Here is a 19,081-nt window from a genome sequence, read left to right on the forward strand (position 1 = left end):
TTCACTGACCTCACTCTAGGAACTCTCATGCCAAAAACCAAACTGCTCATCGCCGGCCTGCTGTTGAACGCAGCCATCGCCACCTCCGCACTGGCGGCATCGAACCCTTTGAGCGTTCACGTCTTGAACCTGCAAGACGGCCTGCCTTCGGCCGGTGTGAACGTAAAACTGGAGAAAAAGATTGATAACGACTGGGTTCAAATCAGCGAGGGCGTGACTAACGCCCAGGGGCGAATCCCCGCGCTCTACCCTTCGGAAACCGTCATGGAAAAAGGAAGCTACCGCGTCACTTTTCAGACGGAAGAATGGTTCAAGAAGCACCAGACCACGACATTCTTCCCTGAGATACCGGTGATCTTCAAGGCAGACGGTTCCGTTCCGCACTACCACATCCCGTTGCTGCTCAGCCCTTACGGCTTCTCCAGCTATCGCGGGAACTGATCAGACCCAACGAACCGGCCCACCCACAGGAATATCGGAGTGGGGAACACCGGTGAGGCAAGGCGAGCCAGCGGTTGCGTCCGGGCGTGACCACGGCAGGGTGCAGCGCAAGCCATATCCCGCCGTCGCAATCACGGCCCTTGCGCCCCCGCTTCGGAATGCACGCGCCTGCCACGCATCACACCACACTGCCTGAGCCTGCACATCGGTCACTCGACCGTGCAGCGGGCCTCGACAGTGCCCAGGCGTAGCCGTTGGAGCAACGCCTGGTCGCGGTGCTGACCGGCCTGCCAGGCACTGTCATTCGCTCGCATCCGCCTCTCGTTGCGATGAGCCCTGACATGCCGCGTGGGGAGTTCGCGCAGTTGCACCGCATGTCCGTGACATGCCGACGAGAGGTCTCGCAAGACCCTGCACAGCGGCTCTACCCCGAAAGCGTCACGATGCCTGCCGACACAGTCCCTCAGGGCCAGGCCGCACGACTGGAGACCGCTGCTGCCCTCTTCACGGCATCCCCCGCTGGCAATCTCGGCAGACGGGGATCTCTTCCAGCAACGGACATCAGGGCTTGCCGCAGTGTGAGAAGCAAGGCCAGGCGGATCCGCCCAGCCAGCATCGACGGGCGGCCGCGCTTTGTCACGGTTGGGGCGAATGCAATCGTGCAGACTCCGGCGTTGCTGTCGAGGAGGCAAGAATCATTGCCATCGGCCTCCCGGAATCCCGACATGCCGAAATGACTGGATGCAGTTGGCAGGCCCCGGAGGGCAGACGGGAGACACGGCTTTTCACGGGGAAAGTCTTCAGCGCGCTTGGTCGCGCCCATCCGCAAACTGCCCCTGGTCCAACGATGCAATGCCATAGGGCAACAAGGCTACGCTTCACCATTTCCGGCCCAGCCGCACGGCTGCGCAAGAAAAGGCATGGGATGTATCAAAGACCGCCTGCCACTGCTCGCTATCACTGGGCAGGGCATGCAAGCGCTTGGTGCATGGAAGCCGGCTTGACCATGAAGTCACTTCATGCGTTAACCTGTTGCGCATGCGTTCTCCCTCCCGTCCATTGTCTGCCCTGAACCTGCGTGTACCACCATTGGCGTTGTTGGCCGTGTCTGCTGCGCTGACGTGGCTGATGCCCCGCATCCTCCCGATTTCGTTTACGGGATCACGGGTGACGGCCGCCCTACTGGCCATGTCGGGCGGGTTCTTTTGTGTCGCAGGTCTGCTGGCATTCCAGCGAGCCCAAACCACGGTCAACCCTTGCACGCCGGCAGCCTCGACATCACTGGTCGTCAGCGGGGTCTATCGCATGACGCGCAACCCCATGTATCTGGGCTTTGCACTGCTGCTTCTGGCCTTCGCCCTCTGGCTGGGCACGTTGTCCGGTTTGCTTCTGGTTCCCCTGTTCATGGCCTATCTGGACCATTTCCAGATTCGTCCAGAGGAAGAGGCGCTGCAGGCCCGATTTGGCGCAGCGTTCTCGACCTATCGTCAACAGGTAAGACGCTGGCTATAGATGGACCGCCATCTGCTCACGAACCAGGCGTGCCCTACAGCCGGTCCAAGGCTCCAACAAGGCAATACCGCCAGAGTCCGTCCGTTCTATGACCAGTCGTCCCTGACCTCGTAAATCACCCAGGCCACCAGCAACACGAGCAGTTGCAGGCCGATCAACTGGATCATGAGGGTAGACATCGCCGCTCTCCTTGAGTGCATCGATGCTTACATCATCCCACTTCGCCAGCCCTTGATCCAATGAAGTCAGCTCGCGCATCGCGGTTTTGCGAGTTAAACATTGGGCTGGTCTACGGGATTGCCAGGCAACTCCACCGGCGGCTGGTCATCGGGCGGATCAATCGGATCGGGCTTGGGCTCCGACTCCTTGAGCGGGTTCTTTTGCAAACTCATGACGGCCATCTCCTTTCTTTTCTTGACAAAGAGACCAACAGACAGGGGCTTCTAGAGGTCGGTCCTGATTGCCACAGGCGTGATTGGACATTGCAGCGGAGAAACCCTGCTCAATGGCAGCCCGTATAGGCGAAGCCGGACTGGTTCGGCACCGCGACGAGGCGGCAGCAGACCAAAGCGCCTTGAATGCCGGCCAGAACGGCTCCGGCAAAGTCAGGCCAGCGCCAGCCAATCGACGAAACGCGCACAAGCGACACCATGCCCGACGGAGGCCCACAGCAGACCACGGTTTGCCTCCAGAGTCGGAAAGACCTAAAGGATCTCGAAAATGTCGCCATCCGACAATGATGCCCCTTCGTGGAAGATGTCGTAGAGATACTGGGGCAACTCCTCATGCGAGACCTCGGAAGGAACCGCCAGATCCACGGGGCCGAGCTTTCCATCGGCACCCACGGCAAAGCAGCGCCAGGCCAGGTCCCTGCGCTCGATGAGCAGGATGTCGCCGAACACATTGAACCGATATTTCTCCATGTCTGTCCCTTGTTGCTGTCCTGCATCCTAGATGCTTTTGGCAGGCCGCTCTGGACCGTTTCCCTGAAAAGAGCGCTGCACCAGAGTAAACACCCTGCCCTCCGGCTGGCCCTGCAGGAGCCCGTGCCGCTCACAAGGACCTGCCCGGCCTGGCACCCGGCAGCGGCGGGCCAAAGCGGCGTGCGCCTTCACTGCCGCAGATTTCCTTCGCGGTGCACGGCGATCACATGGCTGCCCGCGGACTGAACCGCAGGGGACATACAGGCAATGGGACATCGGGGCATCGGAAAAAGGGCGCTGTCTTGATGCAGCAGCCCTTTGCCGGCAGGCCGTGTCTGGGCTGACCTACCCTCTCGGCTTTGCGCAGAGCACCACCTCCGCCGAGGATGAGGCTGCGGGAACCAGAAGCGGCACTCAAGAGTCGGTTCGGTGGCTGCACGCTTGCATGCACCCGATCGCGACCGCACGCTGTGCGCCAAAGCTGACGCCTTGCTGATCGGATACCGTGGAAGGTTATTAAAAGGAGTACCGTGGATTCCGATGATCGATCCTGATTCGCCATCCAGGAATGGAGGTCTGTATGCCAGATAGCCGTATTCCCCCGCCCCTCCGAAAGTTCTGGGAAACCACCAAGGAGCTGTTCTCCATGGACAGAGATTTCCCTGCCCCGACAGAGCCAGACCAGCACCAACCCACAGCGATGGAAGAGAAGCGGGAGCAGGAAAGGCTGCTGCGCATGCGCCACTACTACCGACATTGGTAGTCGGGTGCGTCACATGCGCGCCCGCCATGGCTCCTGTCCCTGGGCCCCTGGCTTGCGATCGCCCTGGAAAAAAGACAAGAGCACATGGAGCATATCTAGCCCGCGCCCCTGGGTGCAGGGCGGCGACAGGATGAATGCCAGGCCGTGAAGTCCATGGTCGGATGCGCGGCACATCCCTACAGACCGTCCACGAGCTCCATGAAAAACAAAGCCGTGCTCATTCCCTGAGACAACCGCAGCATCGGTGCAGCCACTGCACTGCAGACAGCGAGTGCTGGCGGGGAGGTACTCCTCAGCTGGCACACCAGGCCGGCGGCCGCCGACGCGGTGGCTTCGCAGATCACGGGATTGGGCCGGCATCCCATGGCGATTCAGGCGGATATGGCTGCTGAAGATCAGAGTCGGCGTCTTTTCGCGGTGGCCGATGTACAGTTCGGGCGCCTGGATGCCCTGGCCAACAACGCCGGCATCATGGACAAGGCCTAGGCGATGGCGAAGTTCAGCGTGGATCGCCTGGAGCGCATGATTCGCATCAATACCATCGAAGCTTTTCTCTGCACCCGAGAGGCGGTGCTGCGCATGAGCACTGCGCGTACCCCCCATGGAGGAGCGATCATGAATGCATCCAGCATCGCGGCCCGGTCCGGCGACCCACACCAGTATGTGGACTACGCGGCGTCCAAGGGGGCGATGGATGTGATGACTCTGGGACCGGCAAAGGAAGTGGCCGCTGAAGGTATACGCGTGAACGCTATGCGCCCCGTGTCATAGCGACGGAATTCATGCCAGCGGCAGACAAGCGGACCGGGTTCAGCGCCTGGCGCCGAGCGTTCCCATGCAAGGCGATGGAAGCCCCCTCGAAGTGGCCAATGCGATCACATGGTTGATGCCGTACGTATCTCCCTGCAACACCAGCAGTCTGATCGAGATTTCGGGCGTAAACCGGTGAAAGCATACCTCGGGCTCAAACGCCAGGCTCGCCGAACCGGGCTGCTCGGGCTGCACGGCGTCCGACAGCCCAGCAGGCAAGCTGCTTGGAAAGCATTGGACCGACGACGCTGGACCGAAGGGGTCCGGTATTGCGGCCCAGCCATCGGGCAAGCGCCGCTGCACCGCATGCGGCTGACGCTGCCCTTGCTTGCTCGTCTGCAAGACTGATTGCGTCCAGCAGGCGCAGGCAGGAGCTGCCCACCTCGGTCAGGGCAGCTGCAACTCAACGATGTCCGTGTCCATGACCGCTGCCCGGCCTGTGTCCGCCATGCGGCGGGCGATGATTCCCATGTCCTCCATGTCCGGGGTGTGGCCTGTGGGGGGGTGGACGATGGACATGATGGTGATGGTAGCCAGGCCCGTATGCAGGCCGCCCGTAGTAGTAGCTGCCGCCATACGGTTGATAGATGTAGGTATCGCCATACCCGTAGCTGTATCCTGGGCCAGTTGCATAGCAGCCCGACAAAAGCAAGACGAGTGCAGAGACTCCAAACAGTTTCTTCATGCACAAAGTCTAGCCGCCCGGAAATCATGCGGTTTTTCAATCTGTAAGCACATCGCTTCGCCAGCGTTTGCCGTCACCTCACCGGCCTTTCCTGCCATCGGCCGCACGGTCCGGCAACCCGCACAGACAGGGCGCAGCTCAGTCAAGCGGTGAAGGTGTCGTTCCCGCCACCACCGCCGCTTGCCTATCGCCCCGATTCTGAGGGCTGAGGGCGCCAGACAGACAGGTGCTCAATGCCGGACATCCGCAAACATGAGTGCAAAGGCTGGCGCCTGCATAGGTGGGCAATCACTGCCTGCGCAGCCGGAATGCCAATGGACCGCAGCCCGGGCAAACCTGGCTCGAGGACGGCGACGGACGCAGCCCTGGGAAGCCCTGCAAGCAGCGGAGCTGCGCATTTACAGCGCGTGGGTCAACGAACATCCGAACTGGTAGCAGACATTGCAGAAACGCTGTGCGTCATCCTCTTCGGAAAAACGTGATCTTTTGAGGCTCGTCCAGCCTATCAAAGCTTCGTTGAATTTCTTTGCCGCCGGAGACAGCGAACGGGCGGAATGCAGCACCAGCACGACCTCTCGCTCAAGCCTGGGTTGAGAAATCGGCTTGAGAAGCAACCCCAATGCTTCGGACAAACGGCGGGTGGAGCCCGTCAGAATGCCGACCCCCAGGCCTCCGGCCACCATCCCGATGATGGTCAAAGGCAGAGCGGCCTCATGCACGTATTTCAGCGCAATGCCCTCACTGGCCAGAGAGAACTCCAGGGCTGTCCGCACCGGATTTCCTTTGCGCGAGCCAATCAGCGAAAACTTCTGCAGCTCCTTCCAGGTCACGCTTTTCTTCTTTGCCAGGGCATGATCGGGCTGTAGCACTGCGAAAAAAGGCTCCGACCAGAGCGTTTTCATGGTCAGTTCGCCATGATCTCCAAAAGCCGTGCCCACGCCAAAATCCACAGCGCCGCCGATGACCATCTGAATCACTTCATCCTGTGTCACATCCATCAATTCAATGCGGATGCCGGGATGCATCTCGTTGAAGGCCTTGACCATCCGGGGCAGCACCAGGGCCGCCTGCATGGACGATGCCGCGATGGATACCCGACCCCGCTCCAACGTCTTGAGCTGGGCGGAGCCGTCCAGCATGGCACCCAGATCCGCCAGGGTCTTCTTGGCCAGCGGCAATATTTCCATGCCGCCCTCGGTCAGCCGCAGCATGCGTGTATGACGATCAAAGAGCTTGAGGCCCAACAGCTCTTCCAGCTCCTTCAGCTGTGTGCTGATGCTGGACTGCGGCAGGCCCAGCACCTCCCCGGCCCTGGTGAGACTGCCTTCCTCCGAGACCGCCACGAACACTTCCAGCTGACGTAGGCTTATCGACATATATTTATCGCAAAATCCTATGAATCAGCGATGAATATATAAGCTTGCGATAGTTTTTCAAAGCCGGAGGTTCTGCCAGCATTGACCCATCCCCGTGACGAAAAGGCTTCGTCGGGTTGGTGTTCCGAATGCAGGAGACCAAGATGCTGTGCTCCACCCTCATGTTCTCAAGGGGGGCTCCAGATCTAGCCGCCAAGGGCCTGGGCCGTGGCAGATCGGGCCTGGTACGCGTCAAGCCATTCGCAGAGCATCCGTATCTGCGCGCGCTCGGCCTGCAACTCGGCGGCTTGGATCTGCGCTCGAATGCCGGCGGCCTCGACCACCTTCGTCTGCAAAGGCTTCATGCGCCTGCGCAGCTGTCTCAATGGCTGCACCACTTCGGCACGCCAGTCGTCCACCAGGGCTGCTGCATCCTGCCTCGCCTGCTCGCTCAAGCGGATTCCACGGGCCAGCGCACATTCCCAGAAAAGCTCCAGCACCACATCCAGCCCCTGCTGATCCTGACGCTGCAAAAGCTCGGCCGCATAGGCGCGGTCGGCAAAGCGCTCTCCGATTTCCTTCCAGACCTGTTCAGGGTTCATGGTTTTGAGATGTGTTGTGTTGCAGGCAAGCGCCTGAAGCGGAGTGTCTGAATGCAGCTGCAGCCGATCCCTCACCCGCGCCTGATTGTGGCAATTTCCGGAGCTTCCGGCTTTGTCTACGGGCACAGGCTACTACAGCTGCTGCAAGGCAGCGACATCGAAGTGCATCTCATCCTGAGCCGCGCCGCACTGATCACCATGGGCGCGGAAACCGAGCTCAGGCTCAGCGATGTCACGGACCTGGCTGCCCGGGTCCATAAGAACGAGGACATTGGCGCCTGTGTGGCCAGCGGCTCATACAGGACGCTTGGCATGGTGATCGCGCCTTGCTCCATGAAGACACTGGCAGAGATCGCCAACGGCATCGGCTCCACCCTGATCTCCCGCGCCGCCGATGTGATGCTCAAGGAGCGTCGCCGCCTGGTGCTGATGGCGCGCGAGACCCCGCTGACGCTGACGCACATCAAGAACATGCTGGCCGTGACGGAGATGGGGGCCATCGTGGCACCACCCGTGCCCGCTTTCTACACACGACCCGCCGAACTCAACGAGATGGTGGACCACACGCTGGGCCGCGTACTCGACCTTTTCGATATTGAAGTGAATACGGTCAAACGCTGGCCCGGCCTCGCCGCCCAGCGCCGTGCAGAAGTCTCGTGACACAGGAGTCCCCGCATGAAGTTCTTTGAATATGCCGAACCCGCCAGCCTGGAGGAAGCCACGGAGCTGTTGCAGCAATGTGCAGGTGCGGCCAGCCTGATGGCCGGCGGCACCGACCTGATGGTCATGATGAAAGAGCATGTGCGCACGCCATCGCATGTGGTAAACATCAAAAAGATTCAGGGGCTCGATGACTTCCGCTTCAACGCAGAAGACGGCTTGCACATTGGCGCGCTGGTGACCACGCGCCAGATCGAGACCTCGGCCGTCACGCGCAGGCATTACGCCAGCCTGGCAAAAGCCTGTACCGACTTCGCCTCCATCCAGGTACGCAACCGTGCAACCCTCGTCGGCAATGTCTGCCACGCATCGCCGTCCGCGGACAGCCTGCCCGCACTGATCGCCGACCGGGCGCTGGTGCACATTCACGGCGCCCATGGCAAGCGACAGTGCAGGCTCGAAGAGTTCATCAAGGGCCCGGGCCGCACGACCCTGGGCACCGACGAGCTTGTCACCCACATAGAAATTCCCGCGCCTGCCGTGCGCACCGGCAAGGTCTATATCAAGCACGGCCGGCGCAGCCAGATGGAGCTGGCCACCGTGGGCGTGGCCGTCACTCTGACGCTGGATGCACAAGGCTGTATCAAGGCCGCCAGCATCATTCTGGCCGCTGTCGGCCCCACCCCCATTCGCGCGTCTGCAGCCGAGGCCTTGCTCCAGGGCCGGTCGCCCGACCAGGCCTTGATCGCAGCCGCCAGCCAGAGCGCCGCGACGGCTGCGACCCCCATCAGCGATGTACGTGCCAGCGCCGAGTACCGCAGCGACATGGTGGACGTGCTGACCGCCCGCGCACTGGCACTGGCCATCAAGGAGGCAAAGCAATGAAGAAGCTCCATGTTTCATGCAGGATCAATGGCGAAGAGCGGGACTTCGAGGTCGCGCCCAATCGCAGTCTGCTGGATGCATTGCGCAGCGAGATAGGGCTTACAGGCACCAAGAAAGGCTGCGATGTGGGCGAATGCGGCTCCTGCACCATCCTGCTCAACGGTCAGCCCACAAATGCCTGTCTGGTACTGGCAGCGGAAGCCCAGGGTGCCGAAATCACCACCGTCGAAGGCCTGCAGGGCCAGGATGGCCTGCTGCACCCGCTGCAGGAGTGCTTCATGCAGTGCGGCGCCGCGCAATGCGGCTTCTGCACCCCCGGCATCCTGATTGCGGCCAAGGCCTTGCTGGATGCCAACCCCAACCCGACGGAAGACGATATCCGCTTCGCAATCGCCGGCAACATCTGCCGTTGCACGGGCTACACCAAGATAGTGGACGCCATTGCCGCGGCCAGTCCGCTTGTACGGGAGGGCTCCGCATCATGAGCAAGAAATCCATCATCGGCACCAGCGTCAAGCGCAACGACCTGCTGGCCAAAGTGACGGGCAGGGCCAAATACGTGGCCGATATGCACCTGCCCGGTCTGCTCTACGCCAGAACCAAGCGCAGCAATATCGCCCACGCACGCATTGTGAAAATCGACACCCGCCGCGCTCTCGCCCTGCCGGGAGTGAAGGCGGTGCTGACGCATGAAAACGTGCCTCGCATTCTGCACGCCGGGTCGCCCCACCCACGCTCGGCCTCGGTCACTTGCGACCAGTACATCCTGGACAACAAGGTGCGCTTCTGGGGCGAGAGCGTAGCGGTGGTCGCGGCCACCAGCGAGGAAATTGCAGAGCAGGCACTGGATCTGATCGACGTCGAATATGAGCCACTGCCCGCCTTCTTCACCACCGAGGACGCGCTGACGGCGCCCGACACACAGCTGATTCACGAGCGCGAGCCGGGCCGCAACCTGGTGCTGCCACCCGTGAGAATCCAGCGCGGCGATATTGACAAAGGCTTTGCCGAGGCCGACTTCATCATCGAAGGCGAATACGAGGGCGGCCGCCCCACCCCAGCGTATATGGAGCCGAATGCCTGCATGTGCCAGTGGGATGGCAACGGCAATCTCACGGTATGGATCTCCACGCAGACTGCCTTCATGGTGCGCGGCATCATGGCCGAGGTGCTGGGCCTGCCGCTGCACAAGGTGCGGGTGCTGGTCGACCATATGGGCGGCGGCTTCGGAGCCAAGCAGGATTTGTTCCAAAGCGAATTCCTCTGCGCCCTGCTCGCCAAACAGACGCGCAGGCCGGTGCGCATGGAGTTTTCGCGCGAAGAGACCTTCCTCGGCGGCCGCACGCGCCACCCCGTCAAAATCTGGCTCAAGCAGGGCTTTCGCAAGGACGGCAGCATCACCGCACGCCAGGCCCGCGTTGTCTTCAACTCGGGGGCCTATGGTTCACATGGCCCCGGCGTGACCCATGTGGGAACCGCAGCAATGACTTCGCTGTACCGCTGCGAGAACGTGGATCTGGAAGGACTTTGTGTCTACACGAACAGCCCCGTTGCCGGCGCTTTCCGCGGCTATGGCGTGGTGCAGACCTACTTTGCCCTGGATTTGCAGCTGGACGAGGCGGCCCAGGCCCTGGGCATGAACCCCGCCGAGCTCAAGCTCAAAAATGCCGTGTGCGAAGGGGATCAGGCGCCTTCGGGGCATCCCATTGTCGGTCACGGACTGCCGGACTGCATACGTCGCGGCATGCAGGAGGTGCATTGGCCCCGCACTCGGGTTCAGGCCGAAGGTCCTCTGCGTCTGGGCTGGGGCATGGGCTGCGAGATGCACGGCAGCAGCGCCTACCCCGGGATCCAGGAGCAAGGCAATGCCATCGTCAAGATGAACGAGGACGGCACTGCCGTGCTGCTGACCGGGACGGCAGGACTGGGCACGGGCGCCCATACCGCTTTGGCGCAGATCGTGGCCGAAGAGCTGGGCCTGTGCTTCGAGGCCGTCAGCGTCACCCACGGCGACACCGATGTCGTGCCCTGGGACATAGGCGCTTTTGCGAGCCACACCACGTATCTGGGCGGTCGCGCCGCGCAGATGGCGGCGGCCAGCGTCAAGGAGCAGTTGCTGGAGAGAGCGGCCGGCTATCTGGATACAGAAGCCCGCACGCTCGAAATCTCGCAAGGGGTGATCCTCGCCCCGAATGGCAAAAGCATGAGGGTGCGCGATGCGGTCGCCGCCCGCAAAGGCATTCCCGCAGCGCAACTGGTGGGCACGGCCAGCTATCACCCCACCAAGTCCTACTCCTTTGCCGCCCACTTTGCCCAGGTCAGCGTGGACACCGAAACCGGCCAGATCAGCGTGCTGCAGGTGGTGCCCGTACATGAAATCGGCAAGGTCATCCATCCCATCGCGGCAGCCGGCCAGATCGAGGGCGGCATACAGCAGGGCCTGGGACACACGCTTTACGAGGACTACCAGATCGACATGCAGACAGGGCGATCCCTGAACGCCAACTTCGTCGACTACAAGATGCCTCTGTCCATGGACATGCCGCAGATCCGCACCGTTCTGCTGGAAACAGCACCCGACCCCGGCGGCCCGTTCGGTGCCAAAGGCGTGGGAGAGGATCCCATCATCGCCATCGGCCCGGCCATCGTGAATGCCGTCCACGACGCCATAGGCGTGCGCTTTCGTCACTATCCCATCCGCGCCGAGCAAGTGCTGCAAGCCCTCAAGGCCCGGGACGGCCAAAGCCAATCTGTCACCGAAGGAGCCCATGCATGACCTCGACCCGCCAGCGCCCCATACCCGTCACCATACTCACCGGCTTTCTCGGGGCCGGCAAGACCACCCTGCTCAACTATATCCTCACGCAAAAGCATGGCCACCGCATTGCCGTGATCGAAAACGAGTTCGGTGAAGTCGATGTGGATTCCGATCTGGTGATGGCCTCCGAGGAGGAGATTTTCCAGGTCGCCAATGGCTGCATCTGCTGCGTGGTCGATGTACGCAATGACCTGGTGCAGATTCTGCAGAAACTGCTCGATCGCAAGGACCAGTTCGACCACATTCTTGTGGAGACCAGCGGCCTTGCTGACCCCTCGCCTGTGGCTGCCACCTTCTTCATGGACAACGAAGTGGCCAGGAAAGTGGTGCTGGACAGCATTGTGACCCTGGTCGATGCCGTCCACGTGCAGCCTCACCTGGACGATCCGGCGCTTGCCGAATACGACAACCAGGCGGTGACGCAGATCGTGGTGGCCGACCGCATCCTGCTGAACAAGGCCGATCTGGTCAGCGAAAGCGAGCTGCAGGAAGTGGAGCGCCGCATCCGCACGCTCAACAGCAATGCACCACTCATTCGCAGCGTACAGGCGCAGGTGGACCTTTCCCAGATTCTGGGGCTGCAGACTTTCGAATCCGTGGCACTGTCCATGACCGATCCCGATTTTCTGCGGCAGGCGGCCATGGGCAGCCATGTCTGCGATGCGCATTGCTTGCACGACCACAAGCCGTTGCCGGAAATCGGGCAGTCCGGGGAGGCCCACACGCATGACCCCTCTGTAGCTTCGGTGTCGTTCGTCTTTGATCGCCCCTTCGAGATCGACGCACTGATGCACACCCTCAATGCCTTGCTGGCCGAGCAAGGTGCCGACATCTTCCGCCTCAAAGGCATCTTGCATGTGCAGGGCGACGACCGCCGCCATGTGCTGCAGGGCGTGCACCAGCTGCTGGAGCTCAAGCCCTCCATGCCCTGGTGGGACGAAACGCCCGTCAGCAAGCTGGTTTTCATTGGCCGCCATCTCGATGCCGCGCAGTTGCGAAGCGCGCTCAGCCGCCACCTGGTTTCCATCCAGGCTCAGGAAGCCGCCTGAAGCGCTTCAACCGTCAACCCCCAAGGAGACTCCCCAATGATCATCGACATCAGCTGCTACCCCACCGACCAGGTCGACCTGGCGTGGTGGCATGACGGTCAGCCCTACACGGTGGACAGGCTGCTCAAGACCATGGACGGCCCCTACTACGTCAACGGCAAGCCCCGCCGCATCGACAAGGCCTTCATCCAGCCGCCCCAGGGCAACACCATCTACACCTGGACCGACGGAGAGAAGTCGGGCCGCGAGTCCATAGACGACTACATGGCCTACACGCTCCAGTGCGTGCAGCAGCATCCGGACCGCTTCATGGGCTGCTTTGTCTACAACCCGCGCTGCGGCGTCAAGAACGGCGTCGAGGCGATCGAGCGCTATGTCAAGGAGCATGGCTTCCGGATGGTCCAGATGCAGGCCAACATGCATGCCTACCGGCCCGACCGGGCGCTCGACTGGGTGCGTCCCGCCTTCGAGAAATGTGCGGAGCTGGGCGTTCCCGTCAAGCTGCACACGGGCGACGGCCCCTACAGCATTCCATCGGAATGGATTCCCATGATCCAGGAGTTCCCGAATGTGAACTTCATCATGGCGCACTTCGGGGTGCAGACCGGCGGCGTCTACTGCTTCGAACCTTTCCAGGCAGCCATGGACCTGCCCAACGTGTACTGCGAGTCCGGCTGGTGCCTGCAGTCGCGCATCGTCGAGTTTGCCAAGGTCCTGCCCAAACACAAGATCCTCTTCGGCACGGACACCCCACCCAACGAGCCCGGCATGTGGCTGCGCCTGCTGGAAGTGCTGTGCACCAACCCGCCGCAGGGCATGAACCTCGACGAAGCAACGCTTGAGGACTACCTGGGCAACAACATCGCACGAATGATCGGTCTTGAGCCCACGCCTGCGCCCCGGACATTCGAGGAAGCCGAGCGGATGCTGGGTCGCAAGGCCGAGCGCCAGCCCGTGATTGAACTGTACTGATCCCAGCGAGGAGACAACACATGATCATCGATACCCACCTGCATCCCACCAATCTGGTGGACGAGGCATGGCGCCACACAGGCACCCCCTTCAACGGCGAGCGCATGCTCAAGCTCATGGACGGCCCCTACATGATCAACGGCAAGCCGCGCCGCATCGACATGGGCTTCATCCAGCCGCCGCCCGGCAACACGGGCTACCGCGATGGCAACCGTCGCGGACGCGATGGCATCCGCGACTACATGTCGTATATCGCCGAGCTCACGCAAAAATACCCGGACCGCTTCATCGGCAACTTTACCTACAACCCCCGCTGGGGACCGGAAAACGGCGCAGCCGAAATCGAATACCACCATCTGGCCTATGGCTTCAAGATGATCAAGCTGCACGCCAACATGCATGGCTACCGTCCCGATCGCGCCCTGGAATGGCTTCGGCCAGCGATGAAGGTCTGCGCCAAGTACAACATCGTGGTGCTCATCCACACGGGTGATGGTCCTTTCACCATCCCGACGATGTTCTACCCCATCATCCGCGAGTTCCCCATGGTGAACTTCGTGATTGCGCACTTCGGTATACAGACGGGCGGCAACTACTCGTTCGAAACCTTCTGGATGGCCATGGACACGCCCAATGTCTACGTGGAATCCGGCTGGTGCTTCCAGGCACGCATTGCGGAATTCGCCAAGGAGTTGCCGCGCAGCAAGCTGGTGTTCGGCACCGACAGCCCTCCCAACGAGCCCGGGATGTGGCTGCGAGAGCTGGAAATGCTGTGCCGCCCTGCACCCCACGGCATCGACCTGGACGAGGACACGCTGGAAGACTACCTGGGCAACAACATCGCACGACTGGTCGGCATTGAAACCACACCGCCGCCCAGGACCCTGGACGAGGCTCAGGCCCGTCTGAAGGACACCTATGCAGGTGTTCGCGAAAAAGAGGCCGTGACCTTCGCAGCCGCGAAGTAGTCCCCCTGGCTCACGGTCCAGCCCGCCGCCGCCCGAACGGCGGTGGGTTGCCGATCACCGAATACGCCGCATCCGTGCCGCAGACCGTCGGCACATCGCCCTTGCTTTGCCGGAGCCACTCGATGAACGCCAGAACCGCAATGACAGACACCGCTCAGGACCTGCACGACTTCTACGCGGCCTATGCCGACAGCTGGCCCGACGATGTCCTGACCATCGACCAGCCTGCAAGCCGCGACGAGGATGTCACGGCGACCGTCTGGTCTCTCGCCGCTCAGGGGCGCCACCCCCTGCTGCGTTTCAACCGGGTGCAGAACGTGCAACGCCCTCTGCTGACCAATCTGTTTGCCTCGCGCGAACGTGTGGGGCGCTTGCTGGGCGGCGTCGGCGCTGCGGGCATTCATGCCGAATACCAGGCGCGCAGCAGAAATTTGCTCAAGCCCGAGCTGGTAGGGGACGGCAAAGTGCTGCAGCAGGTCAGGAGCAGCGGAATCAATCTGTACCGGGACATCCCCAGCATCCGGCATTTCGCCAGCGACCGCTGCCCCTATATCACCAACTCGATTCTGATTTCGGAGTTCGACGGCATCAGCAATGTGAGCTATCACCGCTCCATGGTGCACTCCGACAGCGAGATCGCCACCAGCTTGCATTCGCGCGGCCACCTCTGGCGCATGCTGCGGACCGCCGAGGCGCAAGGCAAGCCACTGCCCGTGGCCATGGTGATCGGGGCCCATCCCCTGTTCATGCTGGCCGCCGCAGCACGCCTGCCCTATGGCGTCGATGAGCGCCATGTGGCGGGCGGTCTCATGGGGGCCGCGCTGCAAGTCGTCAGGACGCCCCAATACGGCATCTCGGTTCCTGCCAACGCCGAGTTTGTGCTTGAAGGAGTGATCGACCCCGCGCTGCGCGCCGAAGAAGGGCCGTTCGGTGAATTCACAGGCTATTCCTCGGACCGGTCGACCAACAATGTCTTCAGGGTCGAAACCCTGATGCAGCGCAGCGATGCCTGGCTGCTGGATGTGGTCGGCGGCAACTCGGCAGAGCATCTGAACCTGGGCCGCATCCCGCGAGAGTCCGAGATGGTGGAAAAGCTCAAGGAGCGCTTTCCGGGGGTCACCGCCGTGCACTACCCGAACTCCGGCACCCATTTTCATGCGTACATCGCACTCAGACAGTCGAGACCCGGCGAGGCAAGACAGGTCATGCTGGGGCTCCTGGGCTGGGACCCCTATCTGAAGACCGTGTTTGCCGTGGACGAGGACGTGGACATCACCCGGGACGAGGAAGTGCTCTGGGCCATGGCTACGCATTTCCAGCCTCATCAGGACCTGTTCGTGGTCGATGGACTGCCCGGCAGTCCGCTGGATCCCTCTTCCTCCGCAGACGGCACCACTTCGCGCCTGGGTATCGACGCGACGCGAGGCCCCCGGTTCGACGGCCTCCGGGCACGCATCAGCCCCGAGGCCATGCAACGCGCTCACACCCTGATCCATACCCCCCAACGCCAGTGACATGAGAGATCCCTAATACGCCAGCGAAGCACAGAGCCGCAAAGGCCGCGCATTCCTGGTCGCTCGAAACCCTGTTCAGGAGACAACCATGACGACGAGCACCGCGATCCACAGCCCTCCAGCCGTCCACCCCGTGGATGAAAAACTGCCACTGCCCCAGCTAGCAGCGCTCGGGCTGCAGCATGTGCTGGTCATGTATGCGGGGGCCATTGCAGTGCCGCTCATCATCGGCAGCGCGCTCAAGCTCACCAAGGAAGATACCGCCTTTCTGATTGCCGCAGACCTGTTCTGCTGCGGTCTGGTCACCATCATCCAGAGCATGGGTATTGGCAGGATTGGCATACGCCTGCCGATGATGATGGGAGTGACCTTCACGGCAGTGGCCCCCATCATCGCCGCCGGCAGCACGCCGGGGCTTGGGCTCAGGGCCGTCTTCGGCGGGGTGATCGTGGCCGGCATCTTCACCTTGCTCGTGGCGCCCTACGTGAGTCGCCTTCTGCGCTGGTTTCCTCCCGTGGTGACGGGCTCCGTCGTGCTCATCATCGGCATCTCGCTGATGCGCGTAGGCATCCACTGGGCCGCCGGTGGCAACCCCACCATTGCCGGCCCCAACGGCCCCATGAACAATCCCGACTACGGAATTCCGTCGCACATCGCCATCTCCGGCATCGTGCTGATGACGATTCTGTTCATCATTGCCTGGTGCAGGGGCTTTCTGTCGAATATCGCCGTGCTGCTGGGCATTGCCGTGGGCTTTCTGATCACGCTGCTTGCCGGCCAGGTCAACTTTGTGGGCCTGCAGTCCACACAATGGGTTCGCATCATCACCCCGTTTCACTTCGGTATCCCGACCATCGATGCGATGACCACCGTGACTCTGTGCGTGGTGATGGTCGTCATCATGATCGAAGGCGTGGGCCAGTTCCTGGCCCTGGCCGAAGTTGTGGAAAGGCCGCTGGAGAAGGACGATATCGCCCGGGGTCTGCGCGCTGACGGCGTGGGCGCCATCGTGGGCGGCATCTTCAACACCTTCACCTATACCTCATACGCCCAGAACATCGGGCTGGTCCAGGTCACGGGCGTGCGCAGCCGTTGGGTGTGCGTGACCGCAGGCGCGATGCTGATCATGATCAGCTGCTTTCCCAAACTGTCTTTCATCGCGGCGTCCATTCCGCAATACGTGCTGGGCGGCGCGGCCATGGTCATGTTCGGCATGGTGGCCGCGACGGGCGTACGCATTCTCAGTCACGTGGACTTCGTCGAGAACCGCAAGAATGCCTATATCGTGGCCATCAGCCTGGCCATGGGCATGATTCCCCTGGTGGCGGACCGCTTCTTCATGCGCCTGCCTGATTTGATGGCCAAGTTCTGCCAGAACGGCATCTTGCTCGGCACCTTCGCTGCCGTGCTGCTCAATGTGCTGTTCAACGCCAAGACCAGCGAGCTGCCTCATCTGCGCACTGTCGGAAAGGCGGCCTGACATGCCCAGCCTCATCCGAACCGGCGACAACCCTCTGCTGGAGCTTCGCGGCATCCGCAAGGTCTATGCATCCGTGGTCGCCAACGACGGCATCGACCTGATCCTCGCTCCCGGCGAGATTCGAGCCATTCTGGGAGAGAACGGCGCCGGCAAGTCCACCCTGATGAAAATCATCTACGGCGTGGCCGCACCCTGCGAGGGGGAAATCCTCTGGCAGGGCCAAAGCGTGCAGATGGGCAGCCCCAAACAGGCCAGGGCCCTCGGCATCGGCATGGTGTTCCAGCACTTCCAGCTGTTCGAAACCCTGACGGTGGTGCAAAACGTCGCGCTGGCGCTTCCGGGCCGTCCGGACCTGAATGACCTGAGCCAGCGCATCCATGCCGTGGGACAGCGCTACGGCCTGCCAGTGGACGCCCATCGCCTCGTCCACACGCTTTCGGTCGGAGAGCGCCAGCGTGTGGAGATCATTCGTTGCCTGCTTCAGAACCCTCGCCTGCTCATCATGGACGAGCCGACCTCGGTCCTCACGCCGCAGGCCGTGCGCAAGCTGTTTGAGACACTGCGCCAGCTGGCTGACGAGGGCTGCAGCATTCTCTATATCAGTCACAAACTCGACGAAGTTCAGCAACTGTGTCACAGCGCCACCATCCTGCGTGGCGGCAAGGTTGCCGGGCATTGCATCCCGTCCCGGGAAACGCCGGCCTCCATGGCGCGCATGATGATCGGCAAAGAGCTGGTGCCCTGCCGACGTTCCGAGGCTCCTGCCCCGGCCCCTGGAGTGCAGACTCCGCGACTGCAGGTACGGGCACTGTCCAGAGCGGCCAGCCACCCCTTTGGCACCGCCTTGAAAGACATAGGCTTTGATCTTCAGCCCGGGGAGATCCTCGGCATTGCGGGTGTCTCCGGCAACGGCCAGCAGGAGCTGATGCTTGCACTGTCGGGAGAGGCCCCCTTGGCGGCCTGCCATGCCCCCATGATCCGGCTCAATGGCCAGGCCGTGGCCCATCTGGACAGCGCAAGCCGTCACGCTCTGGGGCTGGGCTTTGTGCCTGAAGAGCGTCTGGGCCGTGGCACCGTGCCGGCCATGACTCTGGCCGACAACAGCCTGCTCACCGCCTATGACCATGGCCTTCTCAAGCTTGGCCTGATTCGCCGCGATGCGGTCAGCCAGTTCGCCCGCAGCTGCATCGAAGGCTTTCGCGTCAGATGCTCGGGGCCGCAGGCTCCCGCCAACTCCTTGTCCGGCGGGAATCTGCAGAAATTCATCGTCGGGCGCGAGCTGATGCAAAGGCCTCTGGTGCTGATTGCCGCCCAGCCGACCTGGGGCGTCGATGTGGGGGCTGCGGCCTTCATCCGGCAGTCTCTGATTGGACTGCGCGACAGCGGCGCCGGCCTGCTGGTGGTCTCCGAGGAGCTGGACGAGCTGTTCGAGATCTGCGACCGTATCGCCGTGATCGCCGATGGCAGGCTTTCCCCCGCAGTGCCCATCGAAGAAACCGATGTCGAGACCATAGGCCTGTGGATGAGCGGCATGTGGCCTCATGAGGGAACAGGCGCCGGCGAAGAGTCCGTCGCACGAGCCCGCCTTGCCGGGCATGAACTGCAAAGCGAGGTCCGCCGTGTTTCTCAAGCTTGAAAAACGCC

At 62.1% G+C, this 19,081-nt stretch carries 17 protein-coding genes and 1 pseudogene; 14 read left to right on the forward strand and 4 right to left on the reverse strand.

The window, feature by feature from the left end:
• Positions 1-27 precede the first annotated feature (27 nt).
• The gene (gene uraH / locus E2583_RS02230) at positions 28-441 is read left to right on the forward strand and encodes a hydroxyisourate hydrolase (RefSeq protein WP_291592833.1); all 414 of its coding nucleotides are present in this window, start codon (positions 28-30) and stop codon (positions 439-441) included.
• Positions 442-1,608: 1,167 nt separating this feature from the next.
• Positions 1,609-1,953 (forward strand): isoprenylcysteine carboxylmethyltransferase family protein, encoded by a 345-nt coding sequence (locus E2583_RS02235; protein ID WP_291592835.1) that lies wholly within the window; start codon positions 1,609-1,611, stop codon positions 1,951-1,953.
• Positions 1,954-2,657: 704 nt separating this feature from the next.
• Here E2583_RS02235 and E2583_RS02240 read toward each other — a convergent pair.
• Positions 2,658-2,876, reverse strand: coding sequence for a hypothetical protein (locus E2583_RS02240; RefSeq protein WP_291592837.1), 219 nt, complete (start codon positions 2,874-2,876; stop codon positions 2,658-2,660).
• 580 nt (positions 2,877-3,456) lie between these two features.
• On the opposite strand from E2583_RS02240, the gene E2583_RS02245 reads away from it, so the two are divergent.
• On the forward strand, positions 3,457-3,639 hold the full coding sequence (locus E2583_RS02245; protein ID WP_291592839.1) for a hypothetical protein: 183 nt from the start codon (positions 3,457-3,459) through the stop codon (positions 3,637-3,639).
• A gap of 240 nt (positions 3,640-3,879) precedes the next feature.
• Positions 3,880-4,588, forward strand: a pseudogene (locus tag E2583_RS02250) (SDR family NAD(P)-dependent oxidoreductase).
• Between the two features lie 248 nt (positions 4,589-4,836).
• Here the strand turns inward: E2583_RS02250 and E2583_RS02255 are convergent.
• The 3 genes from E2583_RS02255 to E2583_RS02265 all read right to left on the reverse strand — a co-directional run bounded on the left by E2583_RS02255 (position 4,837) and on the right by E2583_RS02265 (position 7,091).
• Positions 4,837-5,052: a hypothetical protein gene (locus E2583_RS02255; protein ID WP_291592842.1), complete on the reverse strand. Its 216-nt coding sequence runs from the start codon at positions 5,050-5,052 to the stop codon at positions 4,837-4,839.
• 480 nt (positions 5,053-5,532) lie between these two features.
• Positions 5,533-6,510, reverse strand: a complete 978-nt coding sequence (locus E2583_RS02260; protein WP_291592843.1) for a LysR family transcriptional regulator — start codon at positions 6,508-6,510, stop codon at positions 5,533-5,535.
• Between the two features lie 185 nt (positions 6,511-6,695).
• Positions 6,696-7,091 (reverse strand): TIGR02444 family protein, encoded by a 396-nt coding sequence (locus tag E2583_RS02265; RefSeq protein WP_291592845.1) that lies wholly within the window; start codon positions 7,089-7,091, stop codon positions 6,696-6,698.
• Between the two features lie 66 nt (positions 7,092-7,157).
• On the opposite strand from E2583_RS02265, the gene E2583_RS02270 reads away from it, so the two are divergent.
• From E2583_RS02270 to E2583_RS02315, 10 genes are all read left to right on the forward strand, one after another.
• Positions 7,158-7,751 (forward strand): UbiX family flavin prenyltransferase, encoded by a 594-nt coding sequence (locus E2583_RS02270; protein ID WP_291593017.1) that lies wholly within the window; start codon positions 7,158-7,160, stop codon positions 7,749-7,751.
• 15 nt (positions 7,752-7,766) lie between these two features.
• Positions 7,767-8,636: a xanthine dehydrogenase family protein subunit M gene (locus E2583_RS02275; protein ID WP_291592847.1), complete on the forward strand. Its 870-nt coding sequence runs from the start codon at positions 7,767-7,769 to the stop codon at positions 8,634-8,636.
• On the forward strand, positions 8,633-9,121 hold the full coding sequence (locus tag E2583_RS02280; protein ID WP_291592848.1) for a (2Fe-2S)-binding protein: 489 nt from the start codon (positions 8,633-8,635) through the stop codon (positions 9,119-9,121). The genes E2583_RS02275 and E2583_RS02280 overlap by 4 nt, the downstream gene beginning before the upstream one ends.
• Entirely contained in the window at positions 9,118-11,412 is a 2,295-nt protein-coding gene (locus E2583_RS02285; RefSeq protein ID WP_291592850.1) for a xanthine dehydrogenase family protein molybdopterin-binding subunit, read from the forward strand. Before E2583_RS02280 ends, E2583_RS02285 begins: the two co-directional genes overlap by 4 nt.
• A complete protein-coding gene (locus E2583_RS02290; protein WP_291592852.1) occupies positions 11,409-12,503 on the forward strand; it encodes a GTP-binding protein in 1,095 nt (364 codons plus the stop codon). The genes E2583_RS02285 and E2583_RS02290 overlap by 4 nt, the downstream gene beginning before the upstream one ends.
• 36 nt (positions 12,504-12,539) lie before the next feature.
• Positions 12,540-13,475: an amidohydrolase family protein gene (locus E2583_RS02295; RefSeq protein WP_291592853.1), complete on the forward strand. Its 936-nt coding sequence runs from the start codon at positions 12,540-12,542 to the stop codon at positions 13,473-13,475.
• 20 nt (positions 13,476-13,495) lie between these two features.
• A complete protein-coding gene (locus tag E2583_RS02300) occupies positions 13,496-14,443 on the forward strand; it encodes an amidohydrolase family protein (protein WP_291592855.1) in 948 nt (315 codons plus the stop codon).
• A 140-nt stretch (positions 14,444-14,583) separates the two neighbouring features.
• A complete protein-coding gene (locus E2583_RS02305; RefSeq protein ID WP_291593018.1) occupies positions 14,584-15,957 on the forward strand; it encodes a UbiD family decarboxylase in 1,374 nt (457 codons plus the stop codon).
• An 88-nt stretch (positions 15,958-16,045) separates the two neighbouring features.
• A complete protein-coding gene (locus E2583_RS02310; RefSeq protein ID WP_291592857.1) occupies positions 16,046-17,437 on the forward strand; it encodes a nucleobase:cation symporter-2 family protein in 1,392 nt (463 codons plus the stop codon).
• A gap of 1 nt (position 17,438) precedes the next feature.
• The gene (locus E2583_RS02315) at positions 17,439-19,073 is read left to right on the forward strand and encodes an ABC transporter ATP-binding protein (protein WP_291592860.1); all 1,635 of its coding nucleotides are present in this window, start codon (positions 17,439-17,441) and stop codon (positions 19,071-19,073) included.
• Positions 19,074-19,081 lie beyond the last annotated feature (8 nt).

Source organism: Comamonas sp., assembly GCF_009360615.1.
Taxonomy (GTDB): domain Bacteria; phylum Pseudomonadota; class Gammaproteobacteria; order Burkholderiales; family Burkholderiaceae_C; genus Comamonas.

Coding starts and splice junctions, on each gene's coding strand:
- E2583_RS02255 (WP_291592842.1), bottom strand. CDS start 5,052: ATGGCGATACCTACATCTATCAACCGTATGGCGGCAGCTACTACTACG.
- E2583_RS02260 (WP_291592843.1), bottom strand. CDS start 6,510: ATGTCGATAAGCCTACGTCAGCTGGAAGTGTTCGTGGCGGTCTCGGAG.
- E2583_RS02280 (WP_291592848.1), top strand. CDS start 8,633: ATGAAGAAGCTCCATGTTTCATGCAGGATCAATGGCGAAGAGCGGGAC.
- E2583_RS02295 (WP_291592853.1), top strand. CDS start 12,540: ATGATCATCGACATCAGCTGCTACCCCACCGACCAGGTCGACCTGGCG.
- uraH (WP_291592833.1), top strand. CDS start 28: ATGCCAAAAACCAAACTGCTCATCGCCGGCCTGCTGTTGAACGCAGCC.
- E2583_RS02290 (WP_291592852.1), top strand. CDS start 11,409: ATGACCTCGACCCGCCAGCGCCCCATACCCGTCACCATACTCACCGGC.
- E2583_RS02310 (WP_291592857.1), top strand. CDS start 16,046: ATGACGACGAGCACCGCGATCCACAGCCCTCCAGCCGTCCACCCCGTG.
- E2583_RS02285 (WP_291592850.1), top strand. CDS start 9,118: ATGAGCAAGAAATCCATCATCGGCACCAGCGTCAAGCGCAACGACCTG.
- E2583_RS02245 (WP_291592839.1), top strand. CDS start 3,457: ATGCCAGATAGCCGTATTCCCCCGCCCCTCCGAAAGTTCTGGGAAACC.
- E2583_RS02300 (WP_291592855.1), top strand. CDS start 13,496: ATGATCATCGATACCCACCTGCATCCCACCAATCTGGTGGACGAGGCA.
- E2583_RS02315 (WP_291592860.1), top strand. CDS start 17,439: ATGCCCAGCCTCATCCGAACCGGCGACAACCCTCTGCTGGAGCTTCGC.
- E2583_RS02265 (WP_291592845.1), bottom strand. CDS start 7,091: ATGAACCCTGAACAGGTCTGGAAGGAAATCGGAGAGCGCTTTGCCGAC.
- E2583_RS02240 (WP_291592837.1), bottom strand. CDS start 2,876: ATGGAGAAATATCGGTTCAATGTGTTCGGCGACATCCTGCTCATCGAG.
- E2583_RS02305 (WP_291593018.1), top strand. CDS start 14,584: ATGACAGACACCGCTCAGGACCTGCACGACTTCTACGCGGCCTATGCC.
- E2583_RS02275 (WP_291592847.1), top strand. CDS start 7,767: ATGAAGTTCTTTGAATATGCCGAACCCGCCAGCCTGGAGGAAGCCACG.